The following is a 21,866-nucleotide window of genomic DNA, read 5'->3' as shown; positions in this document are numbered from 1 at the left end:
ATTTTTCCGTGAGGGAGCACGATCTTTTCCGAAAACCGGTTCCCACTTTTCGCGATCTTGCTCTATTACGGAGGGCATGTCCGGCTTTGGGGGAAGCGGGTAAGGCGGGGGAAAGTTCATGATGCCATCGGCACGATTTCCTGATCTCGAGGGCCAGTCGGTGCTGATCACCGGTGGCGGCACCGGCATCGGTGCGTCGCTGACCGAGGCCTTTGCCCGGCAAGGGGCGAAGGTCGCCTTCATCGACATCGCCCTGAAGCCGAGCCAGGAACTGTGCGACGAGGTCGAGCAGGCGACCGGCAACCGGCCGCTCTATCTGCGTGCCGATTTGCGCGACATTGCAGAGCTGCGCCGGGCGGTCGTCCGCGCCGAGGCAGAGCACGGCCCGGTGACGGTGCTGGTCAACAACGCCGCCAACGACGTGCGCCATGAGGTCACCGACGTCACTCCCGAGAGCTGGGACGAGAACCAGGCGGTGAACATCAGGCCGCATTTCTTCACCATCCAGGCGGTGGCGTCAGGCATGATCAAGGCCGGCGGTGGCTCGATCATCAATTTCAGCTCGACCTCCTACATGCTCAACATCGGCGCCATGCCGGCCTATACCGCGGCGAAGGCGGCGATCGTCGGTCTGACCAAGGGGCTCGCCGGCCGCTACGGCCCCGACAACATCAGGGTCAACGCGGTGGCGCCGGGCTGGGTCATCACCGAGCGGCAGCGTGAATTGTGGGTCAGCGAGAAGTCGCTCAAGGCGCATATCTCGCGGCAGTGCATCAAACGCATGATGCTGCCGGAAGACATGGTCGGGCCGGTGCTGTTCTTGGCTTCCGATGCTTCGAAAATGCTGACGGCCCAGACGCTGATTGTCGATGGAGGCATCTTGTGAGCGCGACGCCAACAATAGCCGCAGTCGACTGGGGCACGACCCGGCTGCGCGTCTGGTTGCTCGACGCCACGGGGGCTGTGCTGGACGAGCGGCGCAGCGACGAGGGCCTGCTCACGGCACAGCACAAGGGTTTTGCCACTGTGCTCGACCGGCAGCTGCAGGACATGGGTGCTGCAACGGATCTGCCAGCCATCGTCTGCGGCATGGCCGGCGCCCGCCAGGGCTGGGTCGAGGCGCCTTATGTCGACGTGCCGTCGTCGTTGGGCGATATTCTGGGTGCCGCAGTGCCTGTTCCAGGCGCCGGCCGCGATGTCCGCATCGTGCCGGGACTGGCGCAGCGCGACCCGCGCGCGCCCGATGTCATGCGCGGCGAGGAGACCCAGCTTGCCGGCATGGCCGGCCTGATCGGAACGGGCAGCCATCTCGTCTGCATGCCAGGCACGCATTCGAAATGGGTGGCCGCCGAGGGCGGCGCCATAAAGGGCTTCGGCACCTGGCCGACTGGCGAATTGTTTTCGGTGCTGGCCCAGCACTCGATCCTGCGCCACTCGATCGGCGACAAGCCGGCCAAGGTGTCGCCGCACAGTGAGGCGTTCCGCGACTGGTGCCGGGAAGCGCTGTCCGACGGCGACATCGGCGCAAGGTTGTTCGGTATCCGCGCCTCGGGCCTGCTCTCGGGGCTCGGCCAGGACGATGCGGCGGCAGCACTTTCGGGCCTGCTGATCGGCGCCGAGATTGCCTCGGCTCTCAGGCGCTTCAGCCGACGCAGCGCACCTGTCTTGCTCGTCGTCTCGGGCGCGCTGGGCGCACTCTATGCCGAGGCGATGCGCCTCGACGGCATCGCGGTGACGATCGCTGATGCAGATGAAGCAGTGTTGGCCGGCCTTGTGGCCGCAGCCCGGCGCAATGGGATGCTGGCTGAAGGAGTGACCGAATGAGTGTGACTGCACCGTTCCCTGAACTTGGCCGCGGGCTGGTCGCCATTCTGCGCGGGCTGAAGCCGGAGGAAGCGATTGATGTCGGCCAGGCCGTGTTCGATGCCGGCATCGAGGCGATAGAGGTGCCGCTCAATTCACCCGACCCATTCCGCTCGATCGAGATCCTGGCCAGGGCGTTGCCCACAGCACTCGTCGGCGGCGGCACGGTGGTATGGGCCAAGGATGTCGACCGGCTCAACGATGCCGGTGGCCGGCTGCTGGTCAGTCCCAATATCGACGCCGAGGTGATGGGCCGCGCGGGCGTGCACAGGATGGTGACGATGCCTGGCGTGTTGACGCCGACCGATGCGTTCCTGGCGCTGCGGCTGGGGGCCTCGGCGCTGAAATTCTTCCCGGCAAGCGTGCTCGGACCGGGCGGCATTTCGGCGATCCGCGCCGTGCTGCCGAAGGAGACGCAGGTCGGCGTCGTCGGCGGTGTTTCGGAGCTCGATTTCGCAGCCTATGCCAAGGTCGGTGTGCAATTGTTCGGGCTGGGATCCAGCCTCTACAAGCCGGGCATGAGCGCCGCCGAGGTCGGCATGCGCGCCCGGGCGGCCGTAGCCGGCTGGGATGCCATCGGCAGGGACGCCTGACATGGCCGCCACCATCCTGTCCGACGAGGCCTGCGAGCTCGGCGAAGGCCCGACCTACGACCCCGCAACCGACACGCTCTACTGGTTCGATATCCTGGCGAGCCGCATGCTGGAGAAGAAACTTTCCCGCGGCCAGACGCGTATTCACCAACTGAGCGAGATGGCAAGCGCCATTGCCACGATCGACGGCGAGCGCCAGCTGCTGCTGACCGAAACCGGCCTGCATGTCCGCGACGCTACGACCGGCAAGCTCATGCTGCATATGTCGGTCGAAGCCGCCAATGCCGGCACGCGCTCGAACGATGCGCGCGTGCACCCATGCGGCGCACTGTGGTTCGGCACCATGGGCAAGAAGGCCGAGGCGGGTGCCGGTGCCATCTACTGGTTCTTCCGTGGCGAACTCAGGCTGCTTTATCCGGCAATCAGCATTCCCAACTCGATCTGCTTCAGCCCCGACGGCAAGACTGCCTACTACACCGATACGGCGGTCAACCTGCTTTACCGCCTCGACTGCGATGCCGACAGTGGCCTGCCGCTCGGTGAACCGAAACTCTTCGTCGATCGTCGCGGCGGCAGGGGCGACATCGACGGCTCGGTGGTCGACCGCGACGGCGTGTTGTGGAACGCCAGCTGGGGTGGCGGCCGTGTCGACGCCTATGCGCCCGACGGCAGGCTGCTGCGCAGCGTGCCGGTGCCAGCGGTGCAGACGTCGTGCCCGGCCTTCGTGGGGGCTGCGGCCGACCGGATGGTGGTGACGTCGGCCGCCGAAGGCATGAGCGCCAAGGCGCGCCGGGTCGACCCGCATGCCGGCAAGACCTTCCTGCTCGACATCGAGGTCAACGGCCGGCACGAGCCGAACGTCCTGATCTGAGGGCTCGTTTGCAAATTGGTTCTGCGGTCTTCCAGCCGGCGTGCCGCTGTCGCCGGGACGATGGCAACAGGTCGGTTTTCCGGCAAGTCCGGGGCATCCCGGATGCCATTGTCTGCATCAGGCGCGGCGCTTGGCTTCGTCTGCATGACAGCAGGAAACGTGCCCGATGGCCGGACAAAGACCGACGCTCATTCTCGTCCACGAGCCGGAGCGCGCCTGTTTAGAGCACTTGCTGGCCGACGGTTTCTCGCGCCAGGCGGGGATGGAGATTTCGTCCTATCTGGCTCAGTCGACCGACATGGATCCAGAGTTCTGCGCCCTCGCCGATGCGTGCACCGAGCGCGGCCTCGACTTCCGCGCCGTCGTGCTGGACGACGCGGCCACGGTGCTGGCATCCGCGGACCGTTCCACCAGCCTGGTGTGGACGCTGACCGACGGCATCGCCTATTTCCGCGGCGGCGCGTCGCCTGCACTTGCCCGACTCAACGGCTTGAGGACCATCGGTGCCGACGACAGTCTGTTTGCGCTGTGCCAGGACAAGTTCCGGGCAGGTGCGGTGCTTTCGGCACTAGGCCTGCCGGTGCCGGCGGCGGGCCTTTTACGCGGCGGCGAATGGCTGGTCGCGCCGCCGGCGTCTTCTTCGGGTTATTTCGTCAAGCCGAACCGGCTCGGCGCCAAAATCGGCATTTGGGAGGATTCGCGCATCGACAAGGCTGCGGAGGCGCTGGCGCTCGGGCGCCGGGTTTTCGATGCGTATCGCGACGACGTCGTCGTCCAGCCCTATGCCGCCGGCCGCAACGTGCGGGCGAGCTTCCTGGCGGTCGATCCCAAGGTCGGGCCAGAGGCGCTCGGCATCGTCTTTGTCGATTCAGGCGGCGATTTCCAGACCATGGCCGACAGCATGGCGCTGTATGGCGACACCGGCACCGCGGCCAGGGAGGCGGGCCAGTATGCCGAGCCGGAGCTGGTGCAGGTGGCGTCGCTGCAGCCGCGTGCGGCGGAGAGGATCAGGCGAATCGCGGGCAGTCTGATGGCAGGGCTTGGCCTGAGAGACGTCTTTTCGCTCGACTTCCGCGTCGAGGCCGACGACACCGTGCACCTCATCGAATTCGAGGTCTGCCCGGGCCTGCCCTGCTTCGATTTCCGTGCCTATTGCCGGGCCGAATGGCGGCTCAGCCTCGTCGAGGCGATGGCCGAGACGGCGGCGCGGCGCGTCGGCTGGAGGGCTTAGTGGCGAAAGCGTCAGGTGCGCTGCATGCAGACGGACGTATGTCCTGATCTGATGAAGCCGATCTGCTGGGCGGCGCCCTTGGACAGGTCGAGCACGCGTCCCTTGATGAACGGGCCGCGATCGTTGATGCGAACGACGACGCTCTTGCCGTTCTTCTGGTTCGTCACGCGGATCTTGGTGCCGAAGGGAAGCGAGCGGTGCGCCGCGGTCATGGCCGATGGGTTCATGCGTTCGCCCGAAGCGGTCTTCGAGGTCAATGCGTACCAGGAAGCCTTGCCACACTGGGCTGAGGCGGTGCCGGTGAAGGCTATCATCATGCCGGCGGCGATGGTGGCCGCCGCGATCGCGGGCTTGGCGCGGTTCTTCATCTTCTGGTTAACGCTCTGTTGATAAACACACGGAGCGGTTTCACCCGAAATATGGCAGCGAATGCGGCAAGCATCGGGCAGTTCCGAGGCGAGCGCACACGTTTGGAGTCTCAAAGTAACAGTTTGTCAGGCATGCTCGGGCCACGAAGAAGGAATATCTTCATATTTGCGGAGCGGCTGTCGAGATCATCGGTGAGTCGTGAGAATCGCTACCGATGCGAGACTTCTTGATGATACTTTCAGACGTATAGAAATATCAAGAAGCAGGCGGACGTGGTGAAGATAATCAACATGGAGGCTTTGTTGAGATGAAGTTATTTCAAACAATCGTTCCGGCGCTCGCGATCGTCATAGGTATCGTCTGGATCCTGCAAGGCGCCGGGCTGATCGGCGGCAGCTTCATGACCGGGCGCTCGGAATGGTTCTGGATCGGCATCGCGACCGTGTTGGCCGGTTGTGCCGCGTTTTTGTGGGGCAGGCGCCCCCGCAGGTAAAACGAGTGGTTGCATCGAAGCCAGCAAACGCTGCAAATATTAGCGTCTGGATGCAGAGCCGCCAAGGACGTCCCCGCAAGGCCGGTCCAGTCGATCGTTGGGGATGAGGGGCAATTGACCGAACTCGGCTTGACGATCGCGATCTGCACCCGCAACCGGGCGCCGCTGCTCGCACGATGCCTTGCCGCACTCGTCGCGGCCGAAAGGCCGAGCTCAAGCTTTGAAATCCTGGTCGTCGCCAATGATTGCGGCGACGACACTGTGCCGGTGGCGGAGCGTTTTGCCGACCGGCTTCCGGTGGTCGTGGTCGCGGAGCCGCAAGGCGGGCTGTCCCACGCCCGCAACCGGGCCATTGCCGAGGCACGAGGTCGGCTGATCGTCTGGCTCGACGACGACGCGCTGGTGCGGCCTGCCTTCCTGTGCGCCTATGAAGCTGCCATGGCCGCGTCGCCGCGATCCAGCATCTTCGGTGGCGTGATCGTTCCATGCCTGGACGGGGAGCCGCCCGCCTGGCTGTTGTCCGGCCTGGACTTGGTAGAGGGCGCCTATGCGGCACGGCGGCGCGCCGCCGCCGACGTCTTTGCCAACGTCGATGCGGATCTTCCCTTCGGGGCCAACTATGCCATGGTCGCCGAGGTCCAGCGCCGCTTTCGCTTCGACCCCGAGCTCGGCCGGCGGCCGAGCAATCCGTTCGCGGGCGGCGAGGAGATCGCGGTCATGCGCGCAGCACTTGCCGCGGGCCATCACGGGCGCTGGGTTCCCGAGGCGATCGTCGACCATCTGATCGGGCCGGAGCGACAGACCGAGGCGTGGCTCTGGGGCTACTTCCACGTCGATGCAAAACAGCGCATGGCCGGGCCCCCGACGCCGCTGTGGGGACGGCTCAAGGCCGGCAGAGCATTTCGCCGCTATCGGCAGGCGAGGACAACGGCCCCGCCCCGGGAATGGCTGGCGCTGTTCGTCAAGGCGGCGCAGTTGGCAGGAAAGGCCGGCGTCAGACCGGATCTTTGAGCAGCGTCCGTCCGCTAGGGGCCAGTTGCGAGGATACGCCCAGCAGATCCAGGATCGTCGGCACGACGTCAAAGGAACTGGTGACGCCGGAGCGGCCGGATTCGAGGCCAGGGCCAGCGCCGAAAACGAATCCCCAGTCGCCGGTATGGCCGCCCGTGCGGCGCCAGGGCAGTGGGCCGACGGTACCCAGCCGTTCATGCATCATGCCGAGGAGGCCCTTCCGGAAAAGGACATAGAGATCGGCCTCATGCGGCCCGATTTCCAACGCTGGCTTGCCGGCCCGGAAGGTTTCGCGCACGGCCGGTTCGCCGCTCAGCGGATCACGGCACTGTGACAGCAGCAATTCGAGCTCTTGGAGGAGTCCATCGTAGCGTTCGAGGCTGACGGTTCCAAAAGCTTCCCGACCACGCAGGTTTACGCGAATCTGGCCGTCGTAGAAGGCTGGAATGGCAAAGGCGTCCATCTTCGGCCAGAAGGCGCGATAGCGCGTCGCGGGCATCCAGCCGATGCCGCGAGGCTCCCGCTGGCGGCGAAGCGTTTCGGCGTCGCGCCGCCGTCCAAAGCCTGCCTTGACCAGTACGCGGGCAAGGGGACCGGGCCTGTCGGGCCATGGGACGAGCGTGCGCAGCGTCCGCTCCCAGCCCTCATCCTCACCGAGCAGCGGCGTGCCGTCGGCAAGGCGCGCAGCTGGCGTGAAGTCACGCATGTAGGATTTGCCGAAACTGCGGCGGTAGAGCAACTCGGGCAACAGCGCCATCGCAGGGACGTCGCCCTCGTTCATACCCATGCCATGCATGGAAAAGGCCAGCACCGTCGCGTCGGGGAAAGCCTCGGCGAGTTCGCCGACCAGTTGGTCGAGCGCCTCGTAGATACCTAACATCCCTTGTCTTGCCGGCGCTGCGGAGGCGTGTTGATGGAGCGGATGCCCGGTATCGATGCCGTGCCAGAACGGCTCGCTGCCGGAGTGTGCCTCGGAGGGAACGACAATCGCCAGATCCCAGTTGGGCAGCCGCTCGCGCAGCAGCCACAGCGCGATCTCGCGACGCCTCTCGACTGCCGCGATCAGGGCGGCGGCTGCCGCCTGTGTCTTGGTGACGGAAGGCCAGCAGAAGCCGTAGATCCATTCCGGAGCAGGGTAGGGGCCGAACTTGCCGGCGATTTCGGCGGCGAGACCAGGCGGATTGGAATGTGCTTCGACGCCGGGATCATGCGCCCCCCAGGCGGCGAGGCCGAGGACATTTTCACCGTCTTCCAACCGGCAATAGGGCAGGTCGAAAGCCACCACAGTTCGGCCGATGGCTGGCAGGTAGGAAGGCGTTGTGGCCTCTTCCTGGAGAACGTCATATGTGGCCGGATCGTAACGCACTGCCGACCAGCGGCCGCCATCGGATGGCGCAAGCCCGGTTGCGACGTGCTCCCACGCCAGGCCCGACAGCTTGTCGCGCCCATGATCGAGCTTCAGGCCGATGCCGTTCCGGCGCAGCCGGTCGAGGTTGGGCAGGCGTCCCTCGTCGATCATTTGCTCGACAAGGTCGAAGTCCATCCCGTCCAGTCCAATGGCGATGACGCGCGGCATTTCCCCTCCGATCGAAATTCCCCGCGACCAGTATTGCCCGGCAAGCCAAGGGCGACAATGCCCCGATAGGGTGCGGCGGGCTGCGACGCTGGCTGTTGATTGAATTTCTTGCTGATTTCTGAGATAATATTCCCAGTGCGAGAACGCCCGACTGAGGAGTTCGACTAGCACGCACATAGTCCTCACGGGCGCTCGAGCTTAACTCGAACGTAGCCAAAGAGGATTTTCGTCATGGCAACGCTTAATGTAATGGAGCCCCTGGGGCTCACCCGGCATCGGCGCTGGGAGGACATCGTGTCGATGATCCTCGGCGCTGCGATCATCGTGTCGCCGATGTGGTTCGGCGTCACCGACATGCCGACAATGATGGCGGTTACCGCGCTCGTAGGCGCGACGATCGTTGTGCTGTCCGGACTGGAACAGATCTTCCTGCGGCGCTGGGAGGAAATCCTGTTGCTGTTCGGTGGCGTCTGGATGGTGGTGCAGCCGTTTGTCTTAGAATATGGCGGCGCGCTGCGCAGCTGGCACATCGGCCTCGGTATCGCAGTGGCGGTGCTGGCAGCCCTTGAACTCTGGCAGGATCGCAACCGCAGCCTCGAGGCGTAGTGGCAAAACGGCATCAAAGAAAAGGGCGCGGTTCGGCGCCCTTTTTGTGTTTATCGCAGCTTGCCGGCTTACTCGACCTCGTTGGCGTTGAAGGCGACCCATTTGCCCAGGGATGGCAGGTCGAGCGATCCCGGCGCGCGATCGGCTTCGCGCAGTGTCGTGCCGGAGCGGAACTTCAGCCCGACCATGACGGTATGGAAGTTCTCGCCGTAGCGGTCCTGGTCGTTATCGAACGCATGGTAGGAAAGCTGGGTGAATTCATAACGGGCGAACAATGATACCGGCCAGGTTTCCGGGCGGATTTCGCTCTCCGCGTTGAAGTCGAAAATCCGGTTGGGAAGGCCTACATCCCACTTCTTGCCGCCAGCATAGCCGGCGTCCAGCTTCACCGACCAGTCGTCGTCGAGGAAATAGTTGATGCCAAGTCGGGCGAAAGGCGCCTCATGCGTACCTTCGGCGTACTTGTCGTAAGAATCCAGGTAGCCCGCCTGGGCGAAGACCGAGCCCCAGCCGGTCAGCATCTTGCCTTCGGCGCCGACGAACCAATAGTTCATCTCGGTGTTGGAGTCGCCGCGATCGTTGTGAATGCCAAGGCCACCCAGGGCGCCGACGAGAAAGTTGTCCGTGCGATGGTAGAGGTGGACGGCGCCGTGACCATAAGCATTGGTCCTGTCGCCGTCGCGGACGTCCGGCCGACCCAGGGCCGCAGCATGCAGGTCACCCTGAATTCCCCAGTTGGGTGCGAAGTCGTAGCCCAATGTGCCGTCAAACATCACGGTAGGCCGGGTGTCTGCGTCTCTCACGCCGGTGGACGATTCTATCCCGAGACCGCCCAGCGTGTTGTGGACACCGGCGAAGGCGAGGCCGATGCGGTAGCCGATGGCCTGCTGATCGGAATCCTGTTCACCCGCGACAACAGCCGATGACATGCAAAGGAGAACGATGGCGCTGGCCGCGCCAAGATGATTTCTAGATTTCACTGTGCCACCCCGGCGTTCGCTTAAAAATTTTATAGTTCAAATATTCTCAAACTGAGAAATTATCGGCATCCCAATAGCAATGGGCCAGAGTAGGACTTTCATAAAACTCTGGAAGCTATGTCTTCGTGTGGCATTTTTGCCGCAGTTTGTTTACGGTGCGCTCAAGCGCTGATTTCTGGGCGCATCGCATCCGCCTTGGGCTTCCTCGGGTGTGTGGCTCAGCGCCAGCCGATATAGGTGGTGAACTCGGCCATCAGCGTGTCGAAGCGCTCAAGGTTTTGCGACAGGTTTGTCGACGTAACGCCGCCGCCACAGTCGATCAGGTAGTCGAAATAGGTATTGTCCTTGTCGTTGGAGGCGCGGCCGGCGACCTTCTTGTTGTTCCATTCGAGCGCCTTGTCCTGCATCGCCTTGTCGGTCTTGAAGCTGCTCTGGAATTGCACGCGTCGGCACTTCTGCGGCTCGCCACCCTCGCAGTTGTAGAAATAGACCCAGAAGTTCATGCCCGAGGCCTTGGAATCGATGACCGGCAGGTTGTCGCTGTCGACGCCGACCTTGGCCTGGTATCCGGCCTTGGTCATGATGTCTCCGAACTCGGCGACGGTAATGCCGTCGACGACGGCCGGCGCTACCGATGGCTTGTCTTCCGCCTTTGCTGCGGTACCGGCAGCAAGGGCCAGTGCAGTGGCAAGAAGGACTTGGCGCAGCATCGGCATACTCCTCGGTAGGTTGTGCAGTAATATTAGCACAACCTGATATTACCATCGACCATGGGCCAGCGGAAAGCTGACCGTTTGAGCGATGAGCGAGGGCTGCTGCGACGATGAGGCAAACTGGCGTGTGTGCCACCGGCGCCTTGCCAGGAGGCGGTTCGGGCCGCGACGCCGGGCGACGTGGTGTGGCTCGAAACGGGCCGGAAATCCGGGCAACAAAAAAGCCCGGCGAACCGGGCTTCTTGAATGTCTTCAGACAGTTGAAGCTGTCTAAGACAGGAAACTGGTGCCCAGAAGAGGACTCGAACCTCCACGCCTCGCGGCACACGGACCTGAACCGTGCGCGTCTACCAATTCCGCCATCTGGGCTGGTGGCGGTGATGTAAGCGGGCGAAGCGACTGTGTCAACGCGCTTTTTCTGCTTTTGCCGAGGAATGCTGCGGCAGGCCGCAAATGTCGCATTCGGGTGATGAGGCTGACGCAGGGGCCGACTGGCTTTCGAAGCCGGCGAAGGGTCGGGAGCCGCGTATGCACGGCTCCCGAATACGTTCAAAAATCTACGCCGTCCTTTGCGCGTCCCGTTGGACGGCCGACGCCATCGCGACTCAGGCCAGCACGTCCTTGGAAGCGACGGTCGAATCGGCGTTGAGCTTGTAGACGATCGGCACGCCGGTTCCGAGTTCGAGCTTGACGATGTCAGGCCCCGAAATACCGTCGAGCGCCATGATCAGCGCGCGCAGCGAGTTGCCGTGGGCTGCGACCAGCACGGTGCCGCCGGAGAGCACATGCTTCTGCATGTCGTGCAAATAGTAGGGCCACACGCGCGCACCGGTGTCCTTCAGGCTCTCGCCGCCGGGCGGTGGGGTGTCGTAGGAGCGGCGCCAAATATGGACCTGCTCCTCGCCCCACTTGGCGCGGGCGTCGTCTTTGTTGAGGCCGTTGAGGTCGCCATAGTCGCGCTCGTTGAGCGCGGCATTGCGGATGGTCTGGAGATCGCTCTGGCCGAGCGCGTCGAGGATATGCTGGCAGGTGGTCTGGGCGCGCGCCAGCGCCGAGGTGAAGGCGATGTCGAACTTGAGGCCGCGCGCCTTGAGCTTCTCGCCGGCGGACTTGGCCTCGGCGTGGCCTTGCTCGGTCAGGCCGGGATCGCGCCAGCCGGTGAACAGGTTCTTGAGGTTCCATTCGCTCTGGCCATGGCGGACGAGCACGAGAGTACCGGACATTTTTGCTCCCTTGGGTGAGGACTGTAGTGGCGGATTTGGTTAGAGACCGAGCACGTCGCGCATGGAATAGAGGCCGGGCTTGCGTCCGTGCGCCCACAAAGCCGCTTTGACGGCGCCGCGGGCAAAGATGGTGCGGTCTTCGGCGAGATGCGACATGACGATGCGCTCGCCGGTGCCGGCGAGGATGACAGAGTGCTCGCCGACCACCGAGCCGCCGCGCAAGGCGGCAAATCCGATCGTGCCGGTCTCGCGCACGCCGGTGTGACCGTCGCGGACGCGCACGCTCTTCTCGGCAAGTGCGATCTTGCGGCCCTCGGCGGCGGCCTCGCCGAGCAGCAGTGCCGTGCCTGACGGTGCGTCGACCTTGTGGCGGTGGTGCATCTCGACGATCTCGATGTCGAAATCATCGGGTCCCAGCGCTTGGGCGGCCTTCTCGACCAGCACCGACAACAGATTGACCCCGAGGCTCATATTGCCCGACTTGACGATGGTGGCATGGCGCGCTGCAGCGGCGATCTTGGTGTCGTCGTCGACTGAGCAGCCGGTCGTGCCGATAACATGGGCAATGCGCGCCTGCGCGGCATAGCCGGCGAATTCGATCGTCGCCGCCGGTGCGGTAAAGTCGAGCACGCCGTCGGCCTTGGCGAAGGCGGACAGCGGATCGTCAGAAATGGGCACGTTGATGATGCCTATGCCGGCAAGTTCGCCGGCATCCTTGCCGAGATGCGGCGAGCCGGCCCGTTCGACGGCGCCGACGACACGCACGCCTGCCATGCCGTGCACGGTGCGCAACAGCACCTGCCCCATCCGTCCGGCGGCGCCGACGACGACAAGACCCATCTCGCTCATATCAGGCTCCCTGAGGCAGCACGCGCTGCCGCTCTATCATTGCAGTCTCGGCGGTATCGTCCACCAGTCCAAGCGCGGCTTCGTCATGCAGATTGTGGAAGCGCGCATAGACGCCGTTGGGGTCGGCCATCAGCGCGGCATGGGTGCCTTGCTCGATCAGCCGGCCTGCGTCGAGCACGACGATATGGTCGGCATTTATGACCGTGGAGAGGCGGTGGGCGATGACGATGGTGGTGCGCCCTTGCGTAGCGGTGGCCAGCGCCTGCTGGACACGCGCCTCGGACTCGTTGTCGAGCGCCGAGGTCGCCTCGTCGAGCAAAAGGATCGGAGCATTGCGCACCAGGGCGCGGGCAATGGAGACGCGCTGACGCTGGCCGCCCGACAATGTCGAGCCGCTCTCGCCGACCGGCGTGTCGTAGCCTTCCGGCTGGTCGAGGATGAAGTTGTCGGCGAAGGCCTGCCTGGCCGCGTCGCGGATCTCTGCATCGGTGGCGTCGGGGCGGCCGTAGCGGATGTTGTCGGCGATGGTGCCTTCGAACAGATAGGGGTGCTGCGAGACATAGGCGATGGACTGGCGCAGCGAGCGCTTGGTGACACCTGATATGTCCTGGCCGTCGATGACGATGCGGCCGCCGTCGAGATCGTAGAAGCGCTGAAGTAGCGCGATCAGCGTCGACTTGCCGGCCCCCGAGGCTCCGACGATGGCCGTGGTTTTGCCGCCGGCCGCGGTGAAGCTCAGCTCGCGCAGCACGGGCATGTCGTCGCCATAGCCGAAGGAGACGTTGTCAAAGCGGATTTCGCCCCGGCCGACAGCGATCGCCCTGGCGTCCTCGCTGTCTTCCTGGCGCGGCGGCGTGTCGAGGATCTCGTAGAGCATGCGGGCATTGACCAGCGCGGCCTCGAGCCCGACCTGGGTGCGGGCAAGGCGGCGTGCCGGATCATAGGCGAGGATGAACGAGAAGATGAACGAGATGACGTTGCCGGGCGGCTGTCCCTCGACGGCGGAGCGGTAGCCGGCATAGCCGATGATACCGGCGAAGATCGCGCCGCCGAGCATCTCGGTAATTGGCGAAAGCCGCTCCGATACCCTGGCGATCTTGTTTGATCGCGCCTCGACGTCGCCGATCAGCCCGTCCATGCGCCTGGCAAGCTGGTCCTCCATGGTGAAGGCCTTGACGATGGCCATGCCCTGGACGGTTTCCTGCATCGAGCCGAACAGGCGGGCGCCGACGAGGACGGCATCGCGGTTGAGGCGGCGCAGCCGGCGCATCAGGTAGTTGACCGCAAAGACCAGAGGCGGGCCGATCAAAAGGACCAGCAGCGACAGCATCGGGTCCTGGTAGATCATCACGCCGACGAGCACGACGAGCGAAACGGCGTCGCGGGCGATCGAGGTGACCAGGATGTTGAGCAGGTCGCGCACGCCAGCGACGTTCTGGTTGACCTGGGCAATCAGCTGCGCCGAGCGCTGCGACGAGAAGAAGTCCATGCCGAGGCTCATCAGGTGGTCGAAGATACGACGCTGATAGCGGGCGATGAGATTGTTGCCGACCTTGGCGAGCACGACCGCCTGCCCATAGGTCGACAGGCCGCGGATGACGAAGGCTGCGAAGATCGACAGGCTGATCAGCAGGATCAGGTCGGCGCGCCGTTCGTAGAACACGAGATTGACGACGTCGCGCATGACCCAGGCGAGAAAGCCCGTCGTGCCAGAGATGGTGAGCAGGAAGATCGCCGCGAAGGTGTAGTTCCAGACGTAGTCGCGGCCGTTCTCGGCGACGATACGCTTGATGACGCCGACGATCTCGCTGCGCCTGGAGTTCGGCGTCTGGTTGTGGTCGATGGTCAAACAGGCAGTCCTGTCGCTACTTTCGGAAACTGCGCCCCTCATAAAGCATGATGCCGCGAGGGGAAACCGCCATTTGCCGCAGTGCGGCAATGCTTAGCTGCGCCAGCGCCGATCGCCGGTCTCGATGCCGAAGAGATCAGGGTTGCGGGCATAGGCGGCAAGCCCGGCAAGGGCCGCCAGCGGCTGGGTGATGACATAGACTGGCATCGAGGCCATCAGCTCGCGATGCGGCGCCTTGTCCTCGAAGGCCTCGCGGAAATTGCCCCGTTTCAGCGCCGGCACGATCTTCTGGGCGATGCCGCCGGTGAGGAAGACGCCACCCTTGCTCTTGAACACCAGAGCGAGGTCGCCGGCAGTGCGGCCGAGGCAGGTGACGAACAGCTCGAGCGCCTCGACCGCGACCGGGTCGCTGCCATCCAATGCGGCGGCGGTGACCTGCGCCGGCTGGGTGAGCACAGGCGTCTTGCCGTCGGCCCTGGCGACAGCGCGGTAGGTGTTGACCAGTCCGCGGCCACACAGGATCTGCTCGCCCGAGATGCGGCCGTCCAGCTTCTCGATATGTGGGAACACCTCGAAGTCGCGCTTGGAGCGCGGACCGATGTCCATGTGGCCGCCTTCGCCGGGAATGGGAATCCAGCGCCCGAGAGCGTGGACCAGCCCGGCGACGCCGAGGCCGGTGCCTGGACCGAGAACGACGCGGCCGGCGCCCTGCTCAGGCTCGCCGCCGCCGATCTTTTCCATATGCTCGTTGCCAAGCGCCACGACGGCGAGCGCCTGAGCCTCGAAGTCGTTGAGCACCAGGATGTCGACGAGGTCGATCGTCGCAAACATCTGCCGCGGGCGCACGACCCAGGGACAATTGGTGAGGGCGATTTCCTCGCCCTCGACCGGGCCGGCCACAGCAAGGACAGCCGAACGCGGACGCACCGGCGCGCCGTCGAGCACGGCAAGGATGGCGTCGTCGATGGTGGCGTAGCTGGCGGTCTGGACGATGCGCGGCTCGCCGGCATCCTTGTCGGCGCTCTCGACGATGGCAAAACGCGCATTGGTGCCGCCGATGTCGCCGATCAGGATCGGAAAGGGGAGAGCCTGCGACTGGTCGCTCTGATGTGACATGCCCTGTTTCGTCCCCGCGCCGGCGTTCAGCCGTTCTCCTGGTTTTCCAGCATGATCTCGGCCGTCGCCCGGTTCAACGCCATGGGAATGTCGTAGACGATGGCAAGCCGCATCAATGCCTTCACATCGACGTCATGCGGCATCGGCGTCAGCGGATCAACGAAGAAAATCAAAAGGTCGATCTTGCCCTCGCTGATCAGCGCGCCGATCTGCTGGTCGCCGCCGAGCGGGCCGCTTTTCAGTGGCGTCAGGTTGAGGTTCGGGCAGGCTGCCAGGATGCGCTGGCCGGTGGTGCCGGTGGCGACGATGTGGCACGCCATGAGAAAGTCGACATGATCGCCGGCGAAGGCGACGAGGTCGTCCTTCTTCTCGTCATGGGCGATCAGTGCGAGACGCAAAGCTGGTGTCACTTGGGGTTCGTCCAGGCAAGCTAAATCGGTTGAAATTCCATAGACCGATTTCGATCGCTTTGGAAGCGCCGGGGTGCCGTGAATGCAGCCGGCGCGGCCAACGCGCCCAGCCTACTTGTTGGCTGGGCCTATTTGTTGGCAGGCCGGGGGCGCGGCAGCGGGATGTCGACCGAAGGCCGTGGCGCGAAGGCGTTTGCCGCGGCCGGCACGCCGGGCTCGGTGATGACAGGCGTCTCGGCCACTGCCGGAGCCGAGGGGGCTGGCGTGGCCGCATATTCGCTGCCGCCGGGGCCATGGTAGGTGACGGCGGCTTCCGAGGTCGGCGAGGGTGCATCGAGCACGGCGCGGCATGCCTTGGGCAGGCTTGCCATCGTCATGATGTCGCGCGCCCTGGGCTTGGCCGGGCCGGTGGCCGGACGCCATGGCTCCTCGGTGAACCACCAGGCCAGCGACTTGTCGCAGCCGTCGCCGCGCGGCGTGGCATCCTGCTCCTTGCAACCCTGCGAACCCGGCTGGCAGCCTATGCGGACATGGAAATGATAGTCGTGGCCCCAGAACGGACGAACCTTGCGCAGCCAGGAGCGATCGCCGGTGACGGTGTCGCAAAGCTTCTTCTTGATGCCCGGATTGACCAGGATACGCTCGACCTCGGGGTAGCTCGCGGCGCGCTCGAGCAGGCGCGTATGCGCCGGCGTCCAACGCTTCTCGATGACGCGATGCGTCTTTTCGTTGACCATCGACACGGCACTCATGTTCTCGCGCTCGGTCGGCGACAGCCGGTGGTCAGGCATCGGCGTCAGCCAGATGTCGGCGTCGAGGCCGATCTGGTGCGAGGCGTGGCCGGTCAGCATCGGCCCGCCACGCGGCTGCGAGATGTCGCCGACGAGCAGGCCGGGCCAGCCGTCCTGGGTGGCTTCCCGCGACAGCTCCTCGATCAGCGCGATCATTTTCGGATGGCCCCAGCGCCGGTTGCGCGACAGCCGCATCGCTTGCCAGGTGGGTCCGTCGGTGGCGATGGCGACGCCACCCGAGAAACAGCCCTTGGAATAGAAGCCGTAGGATGCGGGCGCGATCGCTGCAGGCAGCTTCTTGCCGCCGAACAGATCCTTGGCGAGCTCCGAGGCGCTGGCCGCCTGTATGTCGGTGCCGACAAGGCCAAGCGTTGCGGCCGCCATCAGGAGCCGCCCTGCCTTGCCAAGAAATCCGCTGAAAAATGCCATCATGGAACCCGATCCTCTCAGCCAGCTTGGGCTGCCACGGTTACCGAAAGGTAAATTTCAGCACCCGTACCGTGGTCATTTCGTCCAGTGTCCCGTTCCGATCGACTCGGAAACGGGCTCTTTCCGTTGGCGGAAGCGTGATCTTGTCCGAAAATCGGCGCGCTACGCGGAACTTCGGTTCGGGATCACGATCTCCCCTGGCTCAGCCCCGCCTGATCGGGCTGCGCCTGTCGCTTTCGCCTTCTCCGCGCCAACTGCCATCGGCCCACATGCTGTCCAGCGCCAGGCGGTAGTCGGGCATGCCGAACGTGAAGCCGAGCGCCTTGATCGCGGCATTGGCGACTCGTTTGTTTTCGCCATAGAAGGACCGCGCCATGGGCGAAAGTTGGGCGGTCTCGAACGGAATTTCGGGCGGCGGGGCAACACCCATCTTTTCGGCCGCATAGGCGACCACGTCCTGCGGCGGCGCCGGCTCGTCGTCGGTGACGTTGAAGACCCCGCCATAGTCGCCCCTGGCAAGGAACCACAGCGCGGCTGATATGTCCTGGACATGGATGCGGTTGAACACCTGGTCCTTCTTGACCAGCCTCTTGGCGGTTCCGTTTTCGAGGTTGACGAAGGCGTTGCGCCCAGGACCGTAGATGCCTGACAGGCGCAGGATGGCGACCGGACGTGCGATCTTTTCGCCAAGCTCGTGCCATGCCTGCTCGGCGTCGAGCCGCATGGTCGAACGGCCAGGCTTGGGCCGGCATGTGGCGGTCTCGTCGATCCAGGCGCCGCCATGGTCGCCATAGACGCCGACGGTCGAGAGATAGCCGATCCAGCGCAGCAGCGGCATGCCGTGCATGATCGTCTCGCGGGCGGCGTTGAGCACCGGATCGCCGTCGTCGCCGGGCGCGGCTGAGACGACGAGATGGGTGGTCTTGGCCAGTTGCACCCGGATTTCGGGGGTGAGATGGCCATCAAAGACGAAGGGTTTGATGCCGGCGGCCTCGAGCGCCGGGAACTTGTCCGATGAACGTGTGGTACCGGCCACGCTGACGTCTCGCGGGCGCATCTGTGCAAAAGCCTTGCCGGAATAGCCGGCGCCGAAGATGAAGAAATTCTGCTCGGTCATGCCTGCGTCCGCTAGAGTTCGACTTGGGTGAGCCCGGCCTGCCATTCCGCGATCACGTCGTCTTCGATTTCGACCTTCAGCATCTGTTCTGCAAGGGCCGAAAACGTCGCGTCCGGCAACAGCCGCGACAACGCCCACACGGCGGCGCCACGCACCAGGGGCGAGGCATCCGAGAGCAGCGTCCGGCAGGGCTCGATCAGCGTGGTGTCGGCGGAATTGCCCGCTGCGATCAGCACATTACGGACGAAGCGGTCGCGGCCGATGCGCTTGACCGGGGAGCCTGAAAAGAACGTGCGGAACGTCGCGTCGTCGAGCAAGAGCAACTCTGCGAGACGCGGTTCGCGCAGGTCGTCACGGGCGGCGAGCTTCTGCTCGGATGCGGCCTGGGCGAACTTGTTCCACGGGCAGGCAGCGAGACAGTCGTCGCAGCCATAGATGCGATTGCCGATCTTCTGTCGGAATTCGAGCGGGATTGGGCCCTTGTTCTCGATGGTCAGGTAGGAAATGCAGCGCCGCGCGTCGATGCGGTAGGGCGCCGGGAAGGCGTTTGTCGGGCAGGCGTCGAGGCAAGCGCGGCAAGAACCGCAATGGTCGATTTCGGCATCGTCGGCTGTGAGTTCTGCTGTCGTGAAGATGGTACCGAGGAACAGCCACGAGCCAAACTCGCGGCTGACCAGATTGGTGTGCTTACCCTGCCAGCCAAGCCCTGCCGCCTCGGCCAGCGGCTTTTCCATCACCGGTGCCGTGTCGACGAACACCTTCACGTCGCCGCCGGCGCGGGCGACGATCTTGCCGGCGATCTCCTTCAGACGACCCTTCATCACGTCATGATAGTCGCGGTTGCGCGCATAGACCGATATCGCCGCGCGGTCCGGCATGGCCTGGAGCGCGCGCGGATCGCTGTCTGGGCCATAGTTCATGGCAAGCACGACGATCGAGCGCACTTCGGGCCACAGGACGGAAGGTTCGCTGCGCCGTTCCAGTGTCTCCGCCATCCAGGCCATGGAGCCATGCAGGCCTTCGCCGACGAACTGTGCGAGGCGGGCAGGCGCAAGAGGGATGGCGTCGGGACGTGTGACCGCGATGGCGGCGAAGCCGGCGCGGCTGGCTTCGCGTTCGATCAGCTGGCGCAGCGCGCTATCAGAAATCGAGGTCCGCATAATGCGATGCCGGGGTCAGCCCGCGCACCCGGTCGGTGAGCAGGGGCCGGAAGGACGGACGCGACTTGACGCGCGTGTACCATTCGCGCGCCGAGGAATATTCGCGCCAGTCGATCTCGCCGAGATAGTCGAGCACCGAAAGCGAAGCGGCGGCGGCAAGGTCGGCATAGGTGATGCGCGAGCCGGCGAGCCAGTGGCGTGTGCCGGCGAGCCAGTTGGTGTATTTCATGTGCTGGCGAATATTGGCGCGGGCGGCACGGATTGCCGCCGAATCGGGCGAGCCGCCGCCGGCAGCTTCCGGCATCAGCGGCTTGAGCACGCGCTCGCGCACGAGATGCCGGGTCACTTCGCTTTCGGTCTTGGTCAGGTACCAGTCGGTCAGGCGGCGGATTTCGGCGCGTTCCATCGGGTCTTCGGCAAACAGCCGGCGCTCGCGCTTCAGCACGCCGCGGGTCTCGTCGATATATTCGGAAATGATCATCGCGCCGACGATCGGCACGTCGCCCTCGGCCAACAGCACCGGTAGCGTTCCGGCCGGGTTGAGCGACAGGAACTCCTTGCGCCGCGTCCACGGCTTCTCCTCGATCAGCGCCAGCTCCTCGCCATACTCGCCGAACGCCAGACGGACGAAACGGCATGTGGCAAACATCGGGTGGTGGAAAAGCGTCAGCATGGTCCTGCGAAATTCGTGATCGATGGCGCTCTGGCGAATCGCCTGGAGCGTCGCTAGAGCTTCTGGGCCCGGCTCGCCGGGCTCTCGGGCGACCCGACCTATAGGGTGAGTTCCGCCGCATGACAAGCAATCGCGCATGAACGCCTCGCGGGGATTGGAATGGATAGCCAGACAATCATCAATGCACTCCTGCTCGGCCTGCTCGAGGGCCTGACAGAATTCATCCCCGTGTCCTCGACCGGTCATATCCTGCTCGCCGGGCATTTCCTCGGTTTCAACTCGACCGGCAAGACTTTCGAGATCCTGATCCAGCTCGGCGCGATCCTGGCGATCCTGTCGGTCTATGCCGCCAAGCTGTGGCAGATGCTGGTGACACTGCCCTCCGATCCCAAGACGCAGCGTTTCGTCGCAGGCATCCTGATCGCCTTCCTGCCGGCGGCGATCATCGGTGCTGTGGCGCACGATTTCATCAAGACGGTGCTGTTCGAATCGCCGCGCCTGATCTGCGTCATGCTGATCCTCGGCGGCCTGGTGCTGTTGTTCCTCGACAGGCTCGACCTCAAGCCGCGCTATGGCGACGTCACCAACTTTCCGCTTTCGGTCTATCTCAAGATCGGCCTGTTCCAGTGCCTGGCGATGATCCCCGGCACCTCGCGCTCGGGCGCAACAATCGTCGGCTCGTTGCTGATGGGCGTGGAGAAGCGCGCGGCGGCCGAGTTCTCGTTCTTCCTGGCGATGCCGACTATGGCCGGCGCCTTTGCCTACGATCTCTACAAGAACCGTGACATCCTGTCGGCGGCGGACCTGCCGGTGATTTCGGTCGGCTTCCTGGCAGCCTTCATCACCGCGCTGTTGGTCGTGCGTCACCTGCTCGATTACGTCTCGCGCAACGGCTACGCGTTGTTCGGCTGGTGGCGCCTGCTTGTCGGCGGCGTCGGGTTGATCGCGCTGATGGTCTGGGGCTGAACGCGTTTCCCTTCCCCTTGTGGGAAGGGGTTAGGGGTTGGGTTGAGATCGTTTCGGCAGCGCTGCCGGTGATCGAACCGCGTTGGCACCCCCCGCCCTTTGTTCCTCCCCACAAGTGGGAGGGAGGATGTCGCCGTTGCGCCCCTTTCAGATGCAGAAGATCCAGCGCGCTTGGCTGACTGGTTGTTTGTGCGCGCGGAAAGTTCACGCCAGCCCCGTCAGCCCGCGGCGCAGCAGGTCCAGCGCCAGCACGGTGATGGCGATCTTGAACCATTTGCGGAAGCTCTCCTCCGGCATGCGTTCGAGCAGTCTGGTGCCGTAGACGGTGCCGAGATAGCCCGAGACGATCATCGCGCCGATCAGCGGCAGCCAGTCCCAGAAGGCGAAGCCGGCGAGGCCGAAGACGATGATCTTGAGTCCGTGCTGGGCAACCATGCCGGCGGCATGGGTGGCGACGAGCGCTTTGCGGTCATTGGCAAAAAACTGCGCGAACAGCACCGAGACCAGCGGTCCGGTGGCGCCGACAAGCATGCCGATCAGCGCGACGATAACACTGCCTATGGCAAGCCCGGTGCGGGTCAATTTGTCGATGCCGGGGACCTTGGCCCAGGTAATGGCGATGACGAAGGCGCCGAGCACCAGCTTGAGCCAGGCGTCGGGCAGCTGGATGACGACGAAGGCGCCGATGACGGCACCGACGACCGAGCCGGCAATGAAGGGGGCGGCGACGTCCATGCGCACATTGGCGCGTTGGTGCCAGGCGCGGCCGGTGTTGGAGCCGAGCTGTACCGCGCCATGGACGGGGATAAGCGCGGCCACCGGCACGAACAGGCCCATCAGCGTCAGCATGGCAATGCCGCCGCCGACACCGAAGGCGGCTGTCAGCGCCGAGGTAAAGGCGCTGGCGACGATGAGGACAATCCCGATGAGCGGGTCGGTGCCTTGCGGCAGGAGGGAGGCGAGGGCGTCCATGCGCC

23 protein-coding genes and 1 tRNA gene are annotated in these 21,866 nt (G+C 64.6%); 9 read left to right on the top strand and 15 right to left on the bottom strand.

The genetic code is table 11. The annotated features are described in order from the left end of the window. Window positions 1-118: 118 nt before the first annotated feature. From DY201_RS03235 to DY201_RS03215, 5 genes are all read left to right on the top strand, one after another. Complete coding sequence (locus DY201_RS03235; RefSeq protein WP_115729960.1) at window positions 119-886, top strand: SDR family NAD(P)-dependent oxidoreductase; 768 nt, start codon at window positions 119-121, stop codon at window positions 884-886. Further along, the gene (locus DY201_RS03230) at window positions 883-1,824 is read left to right on the top strand and encodes a 2-dehydro-3-deoxygalactonokinase (RefSeq protein WP_115729959.1); all 942 of its coding nucleotides are present in this window, start codon (window positions 883-885) and stop codon (window positions 1,822-1,824) included. The genes DY201_RS03235 and DY201_RS03230 overlap by 4 nt, the downstream gene beginning before the upstream one ends. After that, window positions 1,821-2,456, top strand: a complete 636-nt coding sequence (locus DY201_RS03225; RefSeq protein WP_115729958.1) for a 2-dehydro-3-deoxy-6-phosphogalactonate aldolase — start codon at window positions 1,821-1,823, stop codon at window positions 2,454-2,456. Before DY201_RS03230 ends, DY201_RS03225 begins: the two co-directional genes overlap by 4 nt. Window position 2,457: 1 nt before the next feature. Then, on the top strand, window positions 2,458-3,327 hold the full coding sequence (locus DY201_RS03220; protein ID WP_115729957.1) for an SMP-30/gluconolactonase/LRE family protein: 870 nt from the start codon (window positions 2,458-2,460) through the stop codon (window positions 3,325-3,327). A gap of 166 nt (window positions 3,328-3,493) precedes the next feature. Continuing rightward, window positions 3,494-4,558: a D-alanine--D-alanine ligase family protein gene (locus tag DY201_RS03215; RefSeq protein WP_115729956.1), complete on the top strand. Its 1,065-nt coding sequence runs from the start codon at window positions 3,494-3,496 to the stop codon at window positions 4,556-4,558. A gap of 11 nt (window positions 4,559-4,569) precedes the next feature. Here DY201_RS03215 and DY201_RS03210 read toward each other — a convergent pair whose 3' ends face one another. Continuing rightward, window positions 4,570-4,926: a septal ring lytic transglycosylase RlpA family protein gene (locus tag DY201_RS03210; RefSeq protein ID WP_115729955.1), complete on the bottom strand. Its 357-nt coding sequence runs from the start codon at window positions 4,924-4,926 to the stop codon at window positions 4,570-4,572. 308 nt (window positions 4,927-5,234) lie between these two features. Between DY201_RS03210 and DY201_RS03205 the strand changes: the two genes are divergently transcribed. Further along, complete coding sequence (locus tag DY201_RS03205; RefSeq protein WP_115729954.1) at window positions 5,235-5,420, top strand: hypothetical protein; 186 nt, start codon at window positions 5,235-5,237, stop codon at window positions 5,418-5,420. 114 nt (window positions 5,421-5,534) lie between these two features. After that, window positions 5,535-6,431, top strand: a complete 897-nt coding sequence (locus DY201_RS03200) for a glycosyltransferase family 2 protein (RefSeq protein WP_165916056.1) — start codon at window positions 5,535-5,537, stop codon at window positions 6,429-6,431. Here the strand turns inward: DY201_RS03200 and DY201_RS03195 are convergent. Continuing rightward, window positions 6,415-8,007: an alkaline phosphatase family protein gene (locus DY201_RS03195; protein WP_165916057.1), complete on the bottom strand. Its 1,593-nt coding sequence runs from the start codon at window positions 8,005-8,007 to the stop codon at window positions 6,415-6,417. The genes DY201_RS03200 and DY201_RS03195 overlap by 17 nt on opposite strands. Before the next feature lie 231 nt (window positions 8,008-8,238). Between DY201_RS03195 and DY201_RS03190 the strand changes: the two genes are divergently transcribed. Next, complete coding sequence (locus tag DY201_RS03190) at window positions 8,239-8,613, top strand: SPW repeat domain-containing protein (protein ID WP_115729951.1); 375 nt, start codon at window positions 8,239-8,241, stop codon at window positions 8,611-8,613. 68 nt (window positions 8,614-8,681) lie between these two features. On the opposite strand, the gene DY201_RS03185 is transcribed toward DY201_RS03190, so the two are convergent. The 12 genes from DY201_RS03185 to DY201_RS03130 form a co-directional block, all read right to left on the bottom strand. Next, on the bottom strand, window positions 8,682-9,542 hold the full coding sequence (locus DY201_RS03185; protein ID WP_115729950.1) for an outer membrane beta-barrel protein: 861 nt from the start codon (window positions 9,540-9,542) through the stop codon (window positions 8,682-8,684). A gap of 269 nt (window positions 9,543-9,811) precedes the next feature. Further along, window positions 9,812-10,303 carry a YbjN domain-containing protein gene (locus DY201_RS03180; protein WP_165916058.1) on the bottom strand — a complete coding sequence of 164 codons (492 nt, stop codon included), beginning with the start codon at window positions 10,301-10,303 and terminating at the stop codon, window positions 9,812-9,814. A 287-nt stretch (window positions 10,304-10,590) separates the two neighbouring features. After that, window positions 10,591-10,675, bottom strand: a tRNA-Leu gene (locus tag DY201_RS03175). 236 nt (window positions 10,676-10,911) lie between these two features. Further along, window positions 10,912-11,529 (bottom strand): 2,3-bisphosphoglycerate-dependent phosphoglycerate mutase, encoded by a 618-nt coding sequence (locus DY201_RS03170; protein ID WP_115729948.1) that lies wholly within the window; start codon window positions 11,527-11,529, stop codon window positions 10,912-10,914. 39 nt (window positions 11,530-11,568) lie between these two features. Beyond that, entirely contained in the window at window positions 11,569-12,378 is an 810-nt protein-coding gene (gene dapB, locus DY201_RS03165; RefSeq protein ID WP_115729947.1) for a 4-hydroxy-tetrahydrodipicolinate reductase, read from the bottom strand. Window position 12,379: 1 nt separating this feature from the next. After that, window positions 12,380-14,269: an ABC transporter ATP-binding protein gene (locus tag DY201_RS03160; RefSeq protein ID WP_115729946.1), complete on the bottom strand. Its 1,890-nt coding sequence runs from the start codon at window positions 14,267-14,269 to the stop codon at window positions 12,380-12,382. Between the two features lie 51 nt (window positions 14,270-14,320). Beyond that, on the bottom strand, window positions 14,321-15,343 hold the full coding sequence (locus DY201_RS03155; RefSeq protein ID WP_115729945.1) for a glucokinase: 1,023 nt from the start codon (window positions 15,341-15,343) through the stop codon (window positions 14,321-14,323). Window positions 15,344-15,369: 26 nt separating this feature from the next. Continuing rightward, entirely contained in the window at window positions 15,370-15,753 is a 384-nt protein-coding gene (locus tag DY201_RS03150; RefSeq protein ID WP_115729944.1) for a methylglyoxal synthase, read from the bottom strand. Between the two features lie 128 nt (window positions 15,754-15,881). Continuing rightward, window positions 15,882-16,976 (bottom strand): penicillin-insensitive murein endopeptidase, encoded by a 1,095-nt coding sequence (gene mepA / locus DY201_RS03145; protein WP_115729943.1) that lies wholly within the window; start codon window positions 16,974-16,976, stop codon window positions 15,882-15,884. 199 nt (window positions 16,977-17,175) lie between these two features. After that, window positions 17,176-18,090 carry an SDR family oxidoreductase gene (locus DY201_RS03140; RefSeq protein WP_115729942.1) on the bottom strand — a complete coding sequence of 305 codons (915 nt, stop codon included), beginning with the start codon at window positions 18,088-18,090 and terminating at the stop codon, window positions 17,176-17,178. Window positions 18,091-18,101: 11 nt separating this feature from the next. Then, window positions 18,102-19,250, bottom strand: coding sequence for a tRNA epoxyqueuosine(34) reductase QueG (gene queG, locus DY201_RS03135; protein WP_115729941.1), 1,149 nt, complete (start codon window positions 19,248-19,250; stop codon window positions 18,102-18,104). After that, complete coding sequence (locus DY201_RS03130) at window positions 19,231-19,923, bottom strand: glutathione S-transferase family protein (RefSeq protein ID WP_115729940.1); 693 nt, start codon at window positions 19,921-19,923, stop codon at window positions 19,231-19,233. Before DY201_RS03130 ends, queG begins: the two co-directional genes overlap by 20 nt. A 159-nt stretch (window positions 19,924-20,082) precedes the next feature. Between DY201_RS03130 and DY201_RS03125 the strand changes: the two genes are divergently transcribed. Continuing rightward, entirely contained in the window at window positions 20,083-20,889 is an 807-nt protein-coding gene (locus tag DY201_RS03125; protein WP_115729939.1) for an undecaprenyl-diphosphate phosphatase, read from the top strand. A gap of 204 nt (window positions 20,890-21,093) precedes the next feature. Here DY201_RS03125 and DY201_RS03120 read toward each other — a convergent pair whose 3' ends face one another. Further along, the gene (locus DY201_RS03120) at window positions 21,094-21,861 is read right to left on the bottom strand and encodes a sulfite exporter TauE/SafE family protein (RefSeq protein WP_115729938.1); all 768 of its coding nucleotides are present in this window, start codon (window positions 21,859-21,861) and stop codon (window positions 21,094-21,096) included. Between the last annotated feature and the right edge of the window lie 5 nt (window positions 21,862-21,866).

The sequence above is a fragment of the Aminobacter aminovorans genome (assembly GCF_900445235.1).
Classification (GTDB): domain Bacteria; phylum Pseudomonadota; class Alphaproteobacteria; order Rhizobiales; family Rhizobiaceae; genus Aminobacter; species Aminobacter aminovorans.
This window is presented reverse-complemented; position numbering and strand designations above follow the sequence as displayed.

Excerpts from the sequence above, each read along its gene's own strand:
- DY201_RS03235 (WP_115729960.1), top strand. The coding sequence starts at position 119 with ATGATGCCATCGGCACGATTTCCTGATCTCGAGGGCCAGTCGGTGCTG.
- DY201_RS03225 (WP_115729958.1), top strand. The coding sequence starts at position 1,821 with ATGAGTGTGACTGCACCGTTCCCTGAACTTGGCCGCGGGCTGGTCGCC.
- DY201_RS03220 (WP_115729957.1), top strand. The coding sequence starts at position 2,458 with ATGGCCGCCACCATCCTGTCCGACGAGGCCTGCGAGCTCGGCGAAGGC.
- DY201_RS03215 (WP_115729956.1), top strand. The coding sequence starts at position 3,494 with ATGGCCGGACAAAGACCGACGCTCATTCTCGTCCACGAGCCGGAGCGC.
- DY201_RS03210 (WP_115729955.1), bottom strand. The coding sequence starts at position 4,926 with ATGAAGAACCGCGCCAAGCCCGCGATCGCGGCGGCCACCATCGCCGCC.
- DY201_RS03205 (WP_115729954.1), top strand. The coding sequence starts at position 5,235 with ATGAAGTTATTTCAAACAATCGTTCCGGCGCTCGCGATCGTCATAGGT.
- DY201_RS03195 (WP_165916057.1), bottom strand. The coding sequence starts at position 8,007 with ATGCCGCGCGTCATCGCCATTGGACTGGACGGGATGGACTTCGACCTT.
- DY201_RS03190 (WP_115729951.1), top strand. The coding sequence starts at position 8,239 with ATGGCAACGCTTAATGTAATGGAGCCCCTGGGGCTCACCCGGCATCGG.
- DY201_RS03185 (WP_115729950.1), bottom strand. The coding sequence starts at position 9,542 with ATGTCATCGGCTGTTGTCGCGGGTGAACAGGATTCCGATCAGCAGGCC.
- DY201_RS03180 (WP_165916058.1), bottom strand. The coding sequence starts at position 10,303 with ATGCTGCGCCAAGTCCTTCTTGCCACTGCACTGGCCCTTGCTGCCGGT.
- DY201_RS03170 (WP_115729948.1), bottom strand. The coding sequence starts at position 11,529 with ATGTCCGGTACTCTCGTGCTCGTCCGCCATGGCCAGAGCGAATGGAAC.
- dapB (WP_115729947.1), bottom strand. The coding sequence starts at position 12,378 with ATGAGCGAGATGGGTCTTGTCGTCGTCGGCGCCGCCGGACGGATGGGG.
- DY201_RS03160 (WP_115729946.1), bottom strand. The coding sequence starts at position 14,269 with ATGAGGGGCGCAGTTTCCGAAAGTAGCGACAGGACTGCCTGTTTGACC.
- DY201_RS03155 (WP_115729945.1), bottom strand. The coding sequence starts at position 15,343 with ATGTCACATCAGAGCGACCAGTCGCAGGCTCTCCCCTTTCCGATCCTG.
- mepA (WP_115729943.1), bottom strand. The coding sequence starts at position 16,976 with ATGATGGCATTTTTCAGCGGATTTCTTGGCAAGGCAGGGCGGCTCCTG.
- DY201_RS03140 (WP_115729942.1), bottom strand. The coding sequence starts at position 18,090 with ATGACCGAGCAGAATTTCTTCATCTTCGGCGCCGGCTATTCCGGCAAG.
- queG (WP_115729941.1), bottom strand. The coding sequence starts at position 19,250 with ATGCGGACCTCGATTTCTGATAGCGCGCTGCGCCAGCTGATCGAACGC.
- DY201_RS03130 (WP_115729940.1), bottom strand. The coding sequence starts at position 19,923 with ATGCTGACGCTTTTCCACCACCCGATGTTTGCCACATGCCGTTTCGTC.
- DY201_RS03125 (WP_115729939.1), top strand. The coding sequence starts at position 20,083 with ATGGATAGCCAGACAATCATCAATGCACTCCTGCTCGGCCTGCTCGAG.
- DY201_RS03120 (WP_115729938.1), bottom strand. The coding sequence starts at position 21,861 with ATGGACGCCCTCGCCTCCCTCCTGCCGCAAGGCACCGACCCGCTCATC.